The sequence below is a fragment of the Enterococcus sp. AMC1157 genome (assembly GCF_058216555.1).
On the sequence record NZ_CM177099.1, the window covers coordinates 2,661,889 to 2,676,085 of the forward strand.

At 35.6% G+C, this 14,197-nt stretch carries 13 protein-coding genes; 9 read left to right on the plus strand and 4 right to left on the minus strand.

Features of this window, described 5'->3' with window-relative positions; all coding sequences use genetic code 11:
* The first annotated feature begins 389 nt into the window (after positions 1–389).
* On the plus strand, positions 390–1,487 hold the full coding sequence (locus tag AC4BBX_RS13035) for a PLP-dependent transferase (protein WP_490454241.1): 1,098 nt from the start codon (positions 390–392) through the stop codon (positions 1,485–1,487).
* 118 nt (positions 1,488–1,605) lie between these two features.
* On the opposite strand, the gene AC4BBX_RS13040 is transcribed toward AC4BBX_RS13035, so the two are convergent.
* Positions 1,606–2,919 carry an IS3 family transposase gene (locus tag AC4BBX_RS13040; protein WP_490454242.1) on the minus strand — a complete coding sequence of 438 codons (1,314 nt, stop codon included), beginning with the start codon at positions 2,917–2,919 and terminating at the stop codon, positions 1,606–1,608.
* 314 nt (positions 2,920–3,233) lie between these two features.
* Here AC4BBX_RS13040 and lplA point away from each other — a divergent pair, with 314 nt between their 5' ends.
* The 4 genes from lplA to AC4BBX_RS13060 are packed head-to-tail and all read left to right on the plus strand — an operon-like array spanning position 3,234 to position 6,466.
* Positions 3,234–4,250, plus strand: coding sequence for a lipoate--protein ligase (lplA, locus tag AC4BBX_RS13045; protein ID WP_490454243.1), 1,017 nt, complete (start codon positions 3,234–3,236; stop codon positions 4,248–4,250).
* A gap of 9 nt (positions 4,251–4,259) precedes the next feature.
* On the plus strand, positions 4,260–4,982 hold the full coding sequence (locus tag AC4BBX_RS13050; RefSeq protein WP_490454244.1) for an ATP-binding cassette domain-containing protein: 723 nt from the start codon (positions 4,260–4,262) through the stop codon (positions 4,980–4,982).
* Complete coding sequence (gene emtB / locus AC4BBX_RS13055; protein WP_490454245.1) at positions 4,979–5,647, plus strand: metal ABC transporter permease EmtB; 669 nt, start codon at positions 4,979–4,981, stop codon at positions 5,645–5,647. The genes AC4BBX_RS13050 and emtB overlap by 4 nt, the downstream gene beginning before the upstream one ends.
* A 9-nt stretch (positions 5,648–5,656) precedes the next feature.
* On the plus strand, positions 5,657–6,466 hold the full coding sequence (locus AC4BBX_RS13060; protein ID WP_490454246.1) for a MetQ/NlpA family ABC transporter substrate-binding protein: 810 nt from the start codon (positions 5,657–5,659) through the stop codon (positions 6,464–6,466).
* Between the two features lie 851 nt (positions 6,467–7,317).
* Here the strand turns inward: AC4BBX_RS13060 and AC4BBX_RS13065 are convergent.
* Positions 7,318–7,692, minus strand: coding sequence for a GNAT family N-acetyltransferase (locus tag AC4BBX_RS13065; RefSeq protein ID WP_490454247.1), 375 nt, complete (start codon positions 7,690–7,692; stop codon positions 7,318–7,320).
* Between the two features lie 344 nt (positions 7,693–8,036).
* Here AC4BBX_RS13065 and AC4BBX_RS13070 point away from each other — a divergent pair, with 344 nt between their 5' ends.
* The 4 genes from AC4BBX_RS13070 to AC4BBX_RS13085 all read left to right on the plus strand — a co-directional run bounded on the left by AC4BBX_RS13070 (position 8,037) and on the right by AC4BBX_RS13085 (position 13,097).
* Positions 8,037–9,842 carry an LTA synthase family protein gene (locus AC4BBX_RS13070; RefSeq protein WP_490454248.1) on the plus strand — a complete coding sequence of 602 codons (1,806 nt, stop codon included), beginning with the start codon at positions 8,037–8,039 and terminating at the stop codon, positions 9,840–9,842.
* Between the two features lie 176 nt (positions 9,843–10,018).
* Entirely contained in the window at positions 10,019–10,450 is a 432-nt protein-coding gene (locus AC4BBX_RS13075) for a nuclease-related domain-containing protein (RefSeq protein ID WP_490454249.1), read from the plus strand.
* Positions 10,451–11,273: 823 nt separating this feature from the next.
* The gene (gene efp, locus AC4BBX_RS13080) at positions 11,274–11,837 is read left to right on the plus strand and encodes an elongation factor P (RefSeq protein WP_490454250.1); all 564 of its coding nucleotides are present in this window, start codon (positions 11,274–11,276) and stop codon (positions 11,835–11,837) included.
* A gap of 72 nt (positions 11,838–11,909) precedes the next feature.
* Positions 11,910–13,097, plus strand: a complete 1,188-nt coding sequence (locus tag AC4BBX_RS13085; protein WP_490454251.1) for a chloride channel protein — start codon at positions 11,910–11,912, stop codon at positions 13,095–13,097.
* A 47-nt stretch (positions 13,098–13,144) separates the two neighbouring features.
* On the opposite strand, the gene AC4BBX_RS13090 is transcribed toward AC4BBX_RS13085, so the two are convergent.
* Positions 13,145–13,435 carry a GIY-YIG nuclease family protein gene (locus tag AC4BBX_RS13090; RefSeq protein ID WP_490454252.1) on the minus strand — a complete coding sequence of 97 codons (291 nt, stop codon included), beginning with the start codon at positions 13,433–13,435 and terminating at the stop codon, positions 13,145–13,147.
* Positions 13,425–14,162 carry a tRNA1(Val) (adenine(37)-N6)-methyltransferase gene (locus tag AC4BBX_RS13095; RefSeq protein ID WP_490454253.1) on the minus strand — a complete coding sequence of 246 codons (738 nt, stop codon included), beginning with the start codon at positions 14,160–14,162 and terminating at the stop codon, positions 13,425–13,427. The genes AC4BBX_RS13090 and AC4BBX_RS13095 overlap by 11 nt, the downstream gene beginning before the upstream one ends.
* Positions 14,163–14,197 lie beyond the last annotated feature (35 nt).

Here is a 14,197-nt window from a genome sequence, read left to right on the forward strand (position 1 = left end):
AACCATACAGAAAGGCTATTTAACTATTTATTGACTTTTTCTCCCAATAAAAGCTATACTTATGACATAATCTTATTTATTTTTAATAATATAAAACGTTGAAGAGAAGAGTAGCTATGGAAATTGGAAAAGAGAACCCGGATTGGTGAGAAAGGGAACTGATGGAAGTAGTGAAGATGAACTCTGAGTAGAGCGTTGGTTCACGCTAACGATACGGGAGCAACCGTTATATTGCAAGGTTTCAACTGGAACCAATAAGGTATCTATCTGTGAAGAAGATATAAATTAGGGTGGTAACACGAGCTGTTTCGTCCCTTTGTTCAAGACTATTGTTTTGAGCAAAGGGGCGTTTTTTTATTCATTTTAATAGATAAAAGGGAGAGAAAAGCATGGTTGAAAAAAAAGTATCTACAGAATTAGTTCAGTTAGGGAACCGTACAGATCTACAAAATGGGGCGATTAGTGCGCCAATATATTTATCCACTACTTATGCACATCCAGGTTTGGGAGAAAGCACAGGATATGACTACACTCGAACAAAAAATCCAACGAGAGATATATTAGAAGAGGGATTAGCAAAATTAGAATCAGGAGCAAAAGCAGTTGTAACTAGTTCAGGAATGAGTGCGATTCAATTAATTTTTAGTTATTTCAAGGTAGGAAGCAAATTTTTAGTTTCTCGAGATTTGTATGGTGGAACTTTCCGTTTCTTTGATGATCTAGAAGAAAAAGGAATAGCTATCTTTGAATATTTTACAGATTTAGCAGATTTACAAGCTAAAATTACGTCCGAATTTACAGGTGTTTTTTTAGAAACACCTACTAATCCACTGATGAATGAAGTATCAATTAGTGAAGTGGCAGAATTAAGCAAAGCAAATGAGTGTTTATTAATTGTGGATAATACCTTCTTAACGCCTTTGCGTCAACAACCGTTAAAAGAAGGGGCGGATTTGGTCATTCATTCAGGAACAAAATTTTTAGCAGGTCATAATGATATTTTAGCTGGCGTAGTGATTGCCAAAGATTTAGAGCTTGGCGAAAAATTAGCTTGGTTAGCAAATACTTCAGGACCAACTTTGGGTGCATTTGATTGTTGGCTCTTTATTCGTAGTTTGAAAACCTTGGAAATCCGTTTTAATCAACAAGAAAAAAATGCCCAAGAAATAGCTAAACGCTTAGCCGAGCATTCAGCAATCAAGGATGTTTTTTATACAGGTGTTGGAGCAATGATTAGTATAAAAGTTGTAGACGAGAGAAAAATTGGTGAATTTTTACAAAGTTTAGAAGTTTTTAGCTTTGCTGAAAGCTTAGGTGGTGTGGAAAGTTTAATCACTTATCCAACAACTCAAACTCACGCAGATATTCCTCAAGAGGTTCGTGAATCTTATGGTCTAACGCCAGATTTATTACGAATTGCTGTGGGAATTGAACACATTGATGATTTAGTAGCTGATTTAGATCAAGCTTTGTCAAAATTACTATAAATTTTAGCAGTTCCAAATAGATCATTATATAAAATTTGATTTAGCGTAAAAGTAAAACTACTTCTATTTATAAAGTGGACCCTAAGTCAAGGACACTTCAAAAAGAAACCAATAATTTTTAGGCAGCTATTAGCTGGTACCGGTAATCAATCGGTGCCAGCTTTTTCAAATTCCATTGTCCACGATCATTATTATAGTAATCCATATAATCGTCTATTACGGATTGAACTTCCTTATAAGATTGACAATTATCAAAATCACATTCGTCTTTCATATGACCGAAAAAGGATTCTTGCGGGGCATTATCCCAACAGTTTCCTCGTCTGCTCATCGATTGAGTAATTCCAAAAGATTTTACCAATTTTTGAAATTTAGGACTTGTGTAGTGGGAACCTTGGTCTGAATGAATCAATACTTCTGTATCTAAACGATGCCCATGTTTCTCAACTAATTGTGTCATTGTGTTCAATACAAAATCTATTTTTAAGTTATTTGAAAGTTGGTAAGCCAAGATTTCATTTGTTTGTGCATCTTTAACGGTCGACAAATAAGCCATAGCTTGATTTCCATAGGGAAGGTAGGTGATATCTGTCAGTAAAACTTTTCCTGCTATACCAGGTTTGAAAGCTCGTTTAAGTTTATTTTCTACAACACTGTGCTCTTTCGTAGCTTTGGCTAGTCTTCGATAAGGATTTGCTTTTCTAACAGATGAAAGTAGCCCAAACTTACGACAGATTCGTTGAACACACTTTCGATTCATGATAATTCCAAATGTGTTTTTGAGTGTCATCACAATGGATCGCGTGCCTTTGTCTTTCGAACGAAAGGCAAGTGCTTGTTCAATTGTTTTTTTGAGTACCAATTCTCGATGCTGTTTCTGTACGTTAAAACTACGCTTCTTATAGGCATAGTAACCACTACGAGAGACACCTGCTAAGCGACAAAATAAACTGATGGAGCGACTAGATTTCTTAGAAAGTTCTTCGATGAGCGAAAAGGTAAGTTCTGCTGTTAACTTATTGGTTCGATTTCCTTTTTCGCTCAGCTCTAACTTTTTTATGAAATCTAATTCTCCTTTTAAATAAAGATTTTCTGCTTCTAATTTTGCAATTTGTTCTTCAGGAGTTAATGTTCGTTTTAATGGACGTCCGCTCTTTACTTTTCTAGTATCTCGTAATCCTAAAGTCCCATCATTTTTTACAGCTTTCTTCCAACGAAAAGTGGCTGTTTTGATACGCTCTGTACCGAGTACTTGAACATCAAATCCTGCTTCTTCAAAAATACGTGAAGGTGATTTTCCCAATTCATATTCTTCAATAAATTTCATTTTAAAATCAACAGAATAGGTAATTGCTTTTGAACTCGCAGTGACTACATTTGGATTGGCAAGTAAGATTTCAAGTTGTTCTGGTGTAAAATACTTTACAGTCATCTAGTCATTCCTCCTGTCATTTATTATCTTAAGTGTACACAAAAACAGACCTATAGGTAAGGTGTTTTTTCAAACTGTCCTTATCTATGGGTCCATTTTATTATTTGGAAGTGGTTTTTTCTATTTTCGTGAAAGCAAAGATTTTAAAGATAGAGTCAATTAGTCTCTCGAAAAGGGAAATTTCTCTTTACTTTATAGTACAGTTTTGGTATAAAATAGATACAGAATAACGTGAGCATTAAGTTTGCTTATTTTCCTTAAAAAAGGGATGATAGTAAAGGAAATAAACTAAATTGAAAGAAAAGGTGCCGGGGATGCGCTATCATATTATGGAAAGTGATGATATTCGTTGGAATTTAGCCGCTGAAGAGTATTTGATGAATACTGTAGATGTTACAGAACCACTGCTTCTGTTATATATTCAAAAACCGTGTGTTATAATCGGACGTAACCAAAATGCTTACGAAGAGATTAATTTTAACTATTTACGCGACAATCAGGTCATTTTAACTCGTCGAATTTCTGGTGGTGGAGCTGTTTACGACGACTTGGGAAATATGAGTTTTAGTTTTGTAATGAAAAAAGATGATACGACTTTTGGTGATTATCGTGGGGTAACCACGCCTATTTTACAAGCTTTACAGGCAATGGGAGCTACTCGGGCAACAGTAGCGGGTCGCAATGACTTATATATTGATGAAATGAAGTTTTCTGGAAATGCGATGTATACTCGCAATGGGCGTACTTATTCTCATGGGACTTTGATGTATGATGTAGATTTAACTGTGTTAGATAAAATTTTGACTGTTTCAAAAGAAAAAATTGCTTCTAAAGCAACAAAATCAGTGCGTAAAAGTGTGACAAATGTTAAACCGTTTTTAAATTCTGAGTATCAACAATTGAGTACTTATGACTTTCGTGATGCGTTGCTCTGCCATATTTATCAAGTAGAAGATTTAGCTGAAATTCAGGATAAAGAATTATCTTTAACAGATTCTGATTATCAAGCCATTCAAGAATTATTTGACACACGTTATGCGAATGACGATTGGATTTATGGAGAAGCGCCTAATTTTGAATTTAATCGCCGTACGCGAATTCCAGGAGTTGGGATTGTGGATATTCATTTATCTACAGAAAAAGGCCGAATTTCTGCCATTCAATTATTCGGTGACTACTTTGGAACCAAGGATACCTCAGAATTGGAAACATTGTTGTTAGGAACTGTTTTCAAATATGAAGAATTATCAGAAACCTTAGCCAATGTAGATGTCTCAGAATATATTCTAAATTTCTCAAACCAAGATTTACTGAATTTATTGGTGGATTAGGAGAGCATCATGTACACATTAGAACATGTTTCAAAAATTTATGATAATACGACTGCCCTTCAAGATATTTCTTTTTCAGTGAAGCAAGGAGAAATCGTTGGGATTGTTGGGAAAAGTGGTTCGGGTAAATCGACCTTGTTGCGTTTGCTGAACTTATTGGAAACACCAACAGAAGGTCGATTACTCTTAGACGATCGAGATGTTACAAAGCTACATAAAAAAGAAATTCAAGAACAAAAGCAAAAGATTGGCATGGTATTCCAACAATATAACTTACTAAGTAATTTAACTGTTTGGGAAAATGTTATGTTGCCGTTGAAACTTCTAAAAACCAAAAATTCCGATCGTGTGCAAGAGTTGTTGAACTTTGTTGGTATGGCACATAAAGCTGAAAGTTACCCTGCACAGCTTTCTGGTGGAGAAAAGCAACGAGTGGCACTAGCTCGTGCTCTTACTCGCAATCCAGATGTCTTGTTATGTGATGAAGCGACTAGTTCACTGGATGAAGAAAATACCGAAGATGTAATTCGTTTGTTGCAACGTATTCATCAAGAATTTCCAGTAACCATCTTTTTTGTCAGTCATGAATTGGATACGGTCAAAAAATTATGTGAACGTGTCTTAGTAATGGAAGATAGTCGATTACTTGGAAGTTTGAAAAATGATATTAGTTACTCTGACAAGATCGACACGCCTTACTTTGAGAAAGTTCAAAGGAGGTTGGCCGAATGAGTTTTTTAGAGAGTATTGAGTATTATTTACCAGAGTTTATTTTATCTTTGAAGCAAACAGGAATTATGATGGGAATTTCAATGACCGCTTGTCTTTTTTTAGGTTTACCTTTAGGGGTGGCACTTTTTATGTCTAACCGAAAAGAAAAAGGCAATGTGAGTACTTATTTGGGATTGAACTTTTTAGTAACCTCTGTCCGTTCCTTTCCATTTTTGCTATTCGTGATTGTTTTAATTCCTGTCACAAGAGCCTTAATTGGCCGTGCCTTTGGTCCAGTTCCAGCTTCTTTTCCACTAAGTATAGTGGCGATTGCGATTTACGCCCGTATGGTGGAGCAAGTCTTGTATGATGTTCCTGATGAAATTCGTTTGTTAGCAGATTCTTTAGGCACAAGTACTTGGCAGTATATTTGGAACTTTTTATTAGTCGAAGCTCGCAGTGGTTTGGTCTTAAGTTATACGACTACCGCTGTTAGCATGGTATCTTTTTCAACGGTAATGGGAATCGTTGGTGGAGGTGGAGTTGGCGATTTTGCCATTCGTTATGGATACCAAAGTTATCAAACTGGAATTATGTACTTTGCGGTCATTCTAATGATTCTCATAGTATTTATTATTCAACTGTTGGGGAATTTTATTGCCCACAAATTAGATAAAAGAAAGTAGGAGAAGAAAGTGAAGAAAATTTACATCGGTGTTTTATCAATTTTAGCAGCAGTAACTTTGGCTGCTTGTGGTTCAAATGGAGACTCAGCGGAAGATAAAGTCATTAAAGTAGCTGGTCAAGCGCCACCAATGACAGACGTAGTTAAAGTGGCAGCAGAAGTGGCTAAAGAAGATGGCTGGGATATTCAGCTAGTTCAAGTCAACGACAATAATGCCTATAATGACATGGTAAGTAGTGGTGAAGCAGATGCTAGCTTTGCGCAACATAAACCATTTATGGAAAAATATAATTCTGAAAAAGATGCAAACTTAGTAGCAATCCAACCAATTTATGATGCAAAAGTTGGTTTCTATTCAAAAGATTACACGTCAATTGATGAAATTCCAGAAGGTACAAAAGTAGCACTTCCAAATGATGTGTCAAATGAAGGTCGAGCATTAGCGATTCTTGAAGAACAAGGCTTGATTAAGTTAACTGATGGTGTAGGAGTTAACGGAACAATTAAAGATGTCGTAGAAAATCCGAAAAACTTTGAATGGTTATCTGTAGATTTGTTAAACTTAGCGGAAGCCTACAGCGAACCAGATGTATCATTGGTTTATAATTATCCAACGTATATTTCAAAAATTGGTTTGAAACCAGCGGATGCACTATTCTTAGAAGAAAATATCGACCAACGTTTTTCAATTCAATTAGTGGCTCGTGAAGACAACGAAGATTCAGAAAAAATTCACGCATTGCACAAAGCAATGACAAGTGATAAAGTTCGTGAATTCTTAGAAAATGAACACAGTGAAACATTGGTACCATCGTTTTAATTAGCGACACTTAGGGACTATCACATAAGTGAAAACAAGATAAAATGTTCAAACAAAATAGAAGGAGTTATGTCAAATCTAGCTTCAATTGTTCGAATATTTTACTGTTAAACTATGTATGTGATAGTTCTTTTTTTACATAATTACAAGTCTTTTACAAAATTTTCGGGATATTTATGCCAATATTCTTTATAGACAAAATCAGTAACCGGCTTAAAATTTAGTTGGTACATCCGAAAAGTTACCCAAATCTTTTTTGGCTGCCAAAATTCTCTGTAGGAGTATTGATAGGTCATACCCAATTTTTCCATAACTTTACCACTTGCTGGATTGTCAATATCATGAGTGGCAGTGATGTAGGAATGTCCTTGATTTTTTGTTACTATTCACGGCAAATCTGACGCTCCACTACGAGAGATTCTTGCTTAGGTCAGCCCGGAACCGCTCCAAGCCCGTAGTCTTGGAGCTTTCAAGCTTCACACGCCCAGTAACCAATCAATTGGCAACTGTGCGTAGTTCACATTGAATTCTAGACGTGGCGACAACGCAAGCCTCTCTCAACGTTTGCGCTGAAACTTGATTGACAGTAATCTATTACACTCATTGCTATCATTATTTTTACTGTATGTCAGCACTTGATTAGTTAACCTACAGAAATGTTAAAAGCTATCTAGCGTAACGGAACAACGAAAGCTGCGCAGTCACCGTGAAAAGGGAGCCAATGTGAACTATTGTAACTTAGCGCTTAAGCGATTAGTTACAGTTTGAAGCTTGGCAGACTGGAGACTACGGGCTCTAGTTGGTCCCACGGTCGACAAAAGCAGAATTCGTTGTGGAGTGTAGTGAATGGATTAGAAAGATAACTGTGAATGGTAACGATTTTTTAAATAGAGAATGACGGCTTGGGAAGCTGCAGTGATTATTCCTTGATTCCAGTAACTTCTTTTTAAAGCGTAACCGAAATCATAACCAGATCCATCATTGACTGTTAAATAGCCAATTGGAAGATTATCTTTTTCTAAACAAATAGCTAGATAGAGTCCTTTTTTCTTAAGATACTTTGGCAAGATTTTTTCATGATAAAATTTTTCAGCATCCTGTAGTGATTGGAGTGGAAACTGAGGGAGAAATTGATTGACCTCTTTGTCGGAGAGTAGCTCGTAAAGTGCCTGTAAATCTTGTTGAGAATTTTGAAAATTCCTTAATCGTAAGCGTTGTGTTTTCATGATAAACTCCTTTTTATTGTTGAGTATCCTATTTTTGATTAGACTAAATTTACACTAATAGAGAAAAGGATGATGGACTTGTATAATACGACACTGATTAAATCGACAAGTTTTGATCAAGACATTAGTAGAACAATTCCATTTTATCCTGAATTTTATGCACAAATCATTGATTTGGTTAAAATTAGACGAAAAAAGGAATCCGTGTTAGAATTTTTTGTTGTTATTAAAAGAGCGTGCTTTCAATATTGTAAGAGTTAAGAAACAGTAAAGAAAGATTGTTTTTAAGGGTTCCGTGCTATAATTAAATTGAGAATAGATTAAAGTAGATAGGAGGGTACGAGATGCTAGTAATATTCCTGTTCTTGTTATTATTTGTTATGAAATCAGCCAAGTCTTCCAAACAGCCGTGGATTAGTAGTGTTAGTTATACGGCTTTTTTATATGTGTCCTCAGTTCTGTATTTCTTTCATCAACAGAAACTTTCATGGACGTTAGGTAATTTCTTCTTACCGATTACTGATTTCCCTAAAAGTGCAGTCATTGTTTTAGTGAGTGCTTTGATTATTTGCGGCATGGTGGGAGGTTTTTTATATCTGATAAAAAAAGAAAAACTAGCAAAAAAATATTCGTTAGTGAATAAAGATTGGTTATATTTTAGTAGTACAATCTTGCTAATCTTTGGTGGTGCTTTAGCTTTTACTAGTAGTCGTTGGGCGATGAATGGAATTGGCAATATGCGTTTCGATCAAATTGTTTTTGCTTTGACACAACCTTTAAAAGGCAGTGATCCAGGGCAGATTCAAACCTTTATTTTACAGCCCTTCTTAGAAGCAGTGTTATTTAGCATCCCGATTTTAACTGTTATTTATTTGATTAGTACTTATTCACTGATTAAACAAAAAGTGCAAAATTATCCAAAACGACGAGTGTTATCTTTGGGGTTTGTAGGTTTATTTATTGGAATTTTCTTAAGTGCCAAAGTCATTGGTTATGCAGATATTAAAGCTTATTATTTTGAAAGTACGAAGATTTATGAACAGCACTACGTGGATCCTAAAGAAGTTCAACTGACTTTTCCAAAAGAAAAACGTAATTTGATTTATATTTTTATGGAATCAATGGAGAGTAGTTATTTATCAACAGAATATGGCGGTAGTCAATCACAAAATCTGTTACCTAATCTAACTACATTAGCTGAAAATCAAGGAATTCACTTTAGCCATAATGGACAAATAGGTGGGGGGATGCTGCAGTCACCTGGGGCAAATCAAACAGCAAGTTCGATGGTGGCACAAACTTCGGGATTACCTTTAAGACCAGCAACTTCCTTTGGCTTAACAGATGGTTCAGGTGCAAATAGTGCGGAATATTTTCCAGGAGCGTATTCTCTCGGAGAAATTTTGTCTGAACAAGGCTATAATCAAATTTTATTAATGGGCTCGAAGGCTGAATTTGCTGGTCGTGACCAATATTTCCAACAGCATGGAAACTATGAGATTCGCGATTATAATTGGGCGATTGAAAATGGTAAAATTCCTGAAGATTACTATGTTTGGTGGGGATACGAAGATGATAAATTATTTGATTTTGCCAAAGAAACTCTAGGTGAATTAGCGTCCGAAGATGAGCCATTCAATTTAACGATGCTGACTGCGGATACTCATTTTGAAGATGGTTATGTTACGGAAGAAACGCCTAATTTATTTGATAATCAATACAGTAATGTTATTCACGCTTCTGATCAACAAATTATGGATTTTCTGACATGGGTACAAGAACAACCTTTTTACGAAGATACTACTATCATTTTGTCAGGAGACCATTTGACAATGGACAGTGATTTTTTCTTAGAACTTGATCCAGAGTATCAACGTTCGATATATAATGTTTTCTTAAATACGAACCAGTCTTCATCGGTAGAGACAACTCGCCAATTTAGCGCGATGGATATGTTTCCAACAACATTGTCAGCTTTGGATGTCAAAATTTCTGGCAATCGACTAGGTTTGGGAACTAATCTATTTTCTTCGGAAGCAACCTTGGTTGAGCAACTAGGTTACGAAAATTTTGAATCGGAACTGATGAAAGGTTCAGAGTTTTATGAAGAAAAACTAATGTATACTGAAGAAACAACAGCATCAGAATAAAAGGCAAGCCCTATTCGAATGAGCGTGTAGCGATCCTCAAAATCAAACCTTTGAGGGACATTACACGATTTGAGAAGGGCTTTTTATTTTGGAAAAATAAAATTTTCCTTAAACTACGCATGAATATAAAAATTTGCTTTTTTTGACTATTTAAGTAGTAGACAGGAGGAGACTGAGTGAAAATATATAGCGAAGGTTTGTCAGAAAGGGAACCTAGTTTTTATGAATGGGAGAAGGTTTGTTATGTACGTCGCAATACTAATTTTTACAGTAAAAAAAGAGAGACTCAATTTAAGCATATAGAAGCTTGCGTATCAGGAGAACAGCGGGCCTTAGATTATATTTGCCAGAATGTACCTAGTAGTTGTTCGGTGATTCGTAACTTCTGGATCGATTATCATGGAACTTGCGAATTTGATTTAATTTTAGTTAATGATACAAATCAAGTTTTTCTGTTTGAGGTAAAAAACTATCGAGGAGTTTTCAGTTATAATAATGGAGAATGCAGGATAAATGGCCAAGTAATCGCTCATAATTGTGTAGCACAAGCCAGAAAAGCTTTAATAAATTTACAAGCCATTTGTCGAGAGATTTCTCCTCACTTATAAGTGAATGGAATATTATTGTTTATTGGACAGGATAGTTGGGTGGAGTTAAAAAGTGAGATTGAACAAATACAGGTAATAACAGGGAATCAGTTTTTATTTTTTCTGAAAAGAATAGTGACTAAATCAAAGAGTGAGAAGTCTACTTTCAACACCATTGAGAAAGTGTTAAGAGCTTGTGAACGTTATAAAACTGAAAATCCTTTTGCCCCAAAATCAATCGATAGCGAAATGTTCAAGCAATTAAGAAAAGGAATTTATTGTGAATCTTGCCAGAGTTTTAATCTTAGAGTTGAAACGTGTTCTATGTAAAGACTGTGAGTCAGTAGAGTCAAAAGAAAAAGCCGTCTTGCGAATGATTCATGAGTATGGTTTGCTGAATTTTCATGGAGAACTAACCACGGGACAGCTACTAGAATTTTTTGATTATCAAATTAAAGAATACAAGTTGAGAAAAATTTTGAATAAGTATTTTGATAGAGTAGGGAAGACCGGGGATACTTTTTATAAAAATAAAAAAGTCCCTTTTTCAATAGCTGACTATTCTAGTTTTAATTTGAAAAGATGAAGGGATACAAGCGTTCGTTCTTTGAAAAAACGAGAAAATGAAAGAAAACAGGTGTTCGTTCTTCGAAAAAAAGAGAAAATGAAAGAATACAAGTGTTCGTTCTGTGAAAAAAAGAAATAATAAAAGAAAACTACTTATCAAAGTTCCGAAATTGCTTATACTCACTCGGAAACGTTTTTTTCTGAAATACTAGCGTTATCAAGGATGTTCTGCTAAAATGATAAAGGATGATTTTAAGATTAAAGGAGACGTTAAAATATGATTTCAGCAAGTGATTTAAGAGCTGGTAACACTTTTGTACAAGATGGTAAATTAATTAAAGTTTTAGACGCAAGTCACCACAAACCTGGTAAAGGAAATACGGTTATGCGTATGAAATTGAGAGATGTGCGTTCTGGTGCGACTTATGATACAACTTTCCGCCCAGATGAAAAATTTGAAAAAGCACACATTGACACAAAAACAGTTCAATATTTATATACAATGGATAGTACTGCCTTTTTCATGGATTTAGAAACATACGATCAATATGAATTACCTGTAGAAACTGTAGAAGATGAAATGAAATACATCTTGGAAAATATGGAAGTTAAAATTCAATTCTTCGGTAGTGAAGTGATTGGAATTCAATTACCAACAACAGTTGTTTTACGTGTTGAAGAAACTCAACCATCTATTAAAGGTGCGACTGTTACTGGTTCTGGTAAACCAGCTACAATGGAAACTGGCTTAGTTGTCAATGTTCCTGACTTTGTTGAAGCTGGCGAATTATTAGAAGTAAACACATCTGAAGGTACTTACGTAAAACGTGCTGGAAAATAAAATGTTTTTTGAAACGTTGAGTGGTGTCATACTACTTAGCGTTTTTTATTTTGGGAGAAAGAAGTGTGGGAGATGTCGAAGCGTACAGAGTGGGTGATTGTTAGTTTATTGAGTGTAGGGATCGGATTAGTAGTTGGTGCTGTGGATACTCTTTTTGGTAGAGTCTTATTGGCAATTACTGAATTCAGACAAGAGCATTTTATCTATTTAATTCCCTTCTTGGCTCCTGTGGGGATGTTGTTTATTTACTTATTCCTGACTTATGGAAAAACCAGTTCTCAAGGAATGGGATTGATTTTTCAAGCAGGGCAAGAAGGAAAAGCAATAATACCCAAGCGTTTAACTCCGTTTGTAATCGTAGGAACTTGGTTAACTCACTTATTTGGTGGGAGTGCGGGACGAGAAGGGGTTGCTGTTCAACTCGGAGCAGCAATTGCCCATCAAGTCAGCCGTTTTTTCAAAAAGATGGAGCCTACGCAATTTATTGTAATTGGGATGGCTGCTGGATTTGGCGGTCTTTTTGAAACACCTATTGCAGCTACGTTTTTTGCTATAGAAGTTTTAGTGGTTGGAAAACTGCGCTATGAATCTTTTTTTCCAGCTTTAGTGGCGGCAATGACTGCAAGTTGGGTTTCTGCTAGTCTTGGATTGGAAAAATTTTCTTTTGCGTTAACGACCGCAATAGAGTTAGATTATCTGACTTTAGGAAAACTAGCACTATTAGGTGTGGTATTTAGTTTGGTGGGAAGGCTTTTTGCACGTAGCTTAAAGCAGATGAAAACCTTTTTCGCAACTAAAATCACTAATCCAATTTTGCGGATAGGAGTTGGAGGTCTTTCATTAAGTATTTTACTCTTTCTGTTGATGAACGGTCGGTACTCTGGTTTGGGTACAAATTTAATCAATCTTAGTTTTCAAGAAGGTCCAATTTATTCCTATGATTGGTTGTTGAAATTACTTTTAACTATTTTGACGATTAGTGTGGGTTTTCAAGGTGGAGAAGTAACGCCGTTATTTGCAATCGGTGCTTCGTTAGGTGCACTATTGGCTCCATTTGTGGGTTTACCAGTGGGGTTAGTTGCAGCTTTGGGTTATGTAGCGGTATTTGCTAGTGCCACGAATACTTTGTTAGCGCCGATTTTTATCGGCGGGGAAGTTTTTGGATTTACTTACTTGCCTTATTTCGTGATTGTTTGTAGTTTAGCTTTTGCCTTGAATGGTAATGAAAGTATTTATGGGAAACAACAAATTTTAGAGTAAAGAAATCGCCAGACAAAGAGTAAAAGTCCTCGTTGTCTGGCGACTTTTTATTGTACTTTCTTTCTGATTAAATTTTGATTATCAGAATTTTTTAAATAGCGCTCTTTTTGAAAGCGAGATAATTTTTTAAAGGCAGCTTCGGCTTTAGTAGCAGCACTACGCGTTTCAAAAACCTCGGCATGAATCATTTTTAGTGGCCGACGACTAGCTAAGCGAGTATATTTGGCACCAATTCCTTCGTTATGTTCTTTTAAGCGTCGTTCTAAATCAGTTGTGTAGCCACCGTAAAAACTACGATCTTTACAATGTAGGACGTAAAAGTAATGTTTATTTGCCATATATCATTTTCCTTGTTTCAGGGTTATAATCGCCATTTTCATCATAAGTGATTATCGGTGGAGCCACTTTAAATCCGTCTGTTTTACCGTCTTTGATGCCTTCAATCAGAAGAATGTTGGCTTCTTTACCGGCTTTCGGATAGATAAATTGGATTTTTTTAGGAGCAATTCGATTATTTCGCATAGCTTCAATAATATCTAAAAAACGATCTGGTCGATGAACCATCGCTAAGCGCCCGTTAGTTTTTAAAAGTCTACTAGACATTGAAACGACTTCATCCAAATTCGTCTGAATTTCGTGTCTGGCAATGGCTAGATGCGGATTAGGATTTTTAATACCCGTTTCAAGATTTTTGAAATAGGGTGGATTGCATAAAAGTAAATCTACTGAATCGCCTTTAATTTTTGTTAGACTATCTTTTAAATCAATGGGATAGACGGTCATTTGTTCTTCTAGTTTGTTTAATTGAATGCTGCGTTGGGCCATATCGGCTAATTTTTCTTGTAATTCAACTTGATAAATATGAGCGTTGGTTTTTCGGCTGACAAATAACCCCACTGCGCCATTTCCTGCACATAAATCGACAATTTTACCTTTTTTGGGAATTGCCGGAAAGTTAGCTAGCATTACGGCGTCTAGAGAAAAAGAAAAAACAGTGGGACTTTGAATAATTTGGATATCATCGGCGTAAAGTTGATCAATGCGTTCGCCTGCTTTTAAGAGCATGTTTTGGGCCTCGATTTCTATTTAAATTTAATTCT

Bases quoted from the DNA above. Each gene is read 5' to 3' on its own strand.
- AC4BBX_RS13090 (WP_490454252.1), bottom strand. From the start codon at position 13,435: ATGGCAAATAAACATTACTTTTACGTCCTACATTGTAAAGATCGTAGT.
- AC4BBX_RS13095 (WP_490454253.1), bottom strand. From the start codon at position 14,162: ATGCTCTTAAAAGCAGGCGAACGCATTGATCAACTTTACGCCGATGAT.
- efp (WP_490454250.1), top strand. From the start codon at position 11,274: ATGATTTCAGCAAGTGATTTAAGAGCTGGTAACACTTTTGTACAAGAT.
- lplA (WP_490454243.1), top strand. From the start codon at position 3,234: ATGCGCTATCATATTATGGAAAGTGATGATATTCGTTGGAATTTAGCC.
- AC4BBX_RS13050 (WP_490454244.1), top strand. From the start codon at position 4,260: ATGTACACATTAGAACATGTTTCAAAAATTTATGATAATACGACTGCC.
- emtB (WP_490454245.1), top strand. From the start codon at position 4,979: ATGAGTTTTTTAGAGAGTATTGAGTATTATTTACCAGAGTTTATTTTA.
- AC4BBX_RS13070 (WP_490454248.1), top strand. From the start codon at position 8,037: ATGCTAGTAATATTCCTGTTCTTGTTATTATTTGTTATGAAATCAGCC.
- AC4BBX_RS13035 (WP_490454241.1), top strand. From the start codon at position 390: ATGGTTGAAAAAAAAGTATCTACAGAATTAGTTCAGTTAGGGAACCGT.
- AC4BBX_RS13065 (WP_490454247.1), bottom strand. From the start codon at position 7,692: ATGAAAACACAACGCTTACGATTAAGGAATTTTCAAAATTCTCAACAA.
- AC4BBX_RS13085 (WP_490454251.1), top strand. From the start codon at position 11,910: ATGTCGAAGCGTACAGAGTGGGTGATTGTTAGTTTATTGAGTGTAGGG.
- AC4BBX_RS13040 (WP_490454242.1), bottom strand. From the start codon at position 2,919: ATGACTGTAAAGTATTTTACACCAGAACAACTTGAAATCTTACTTGCC.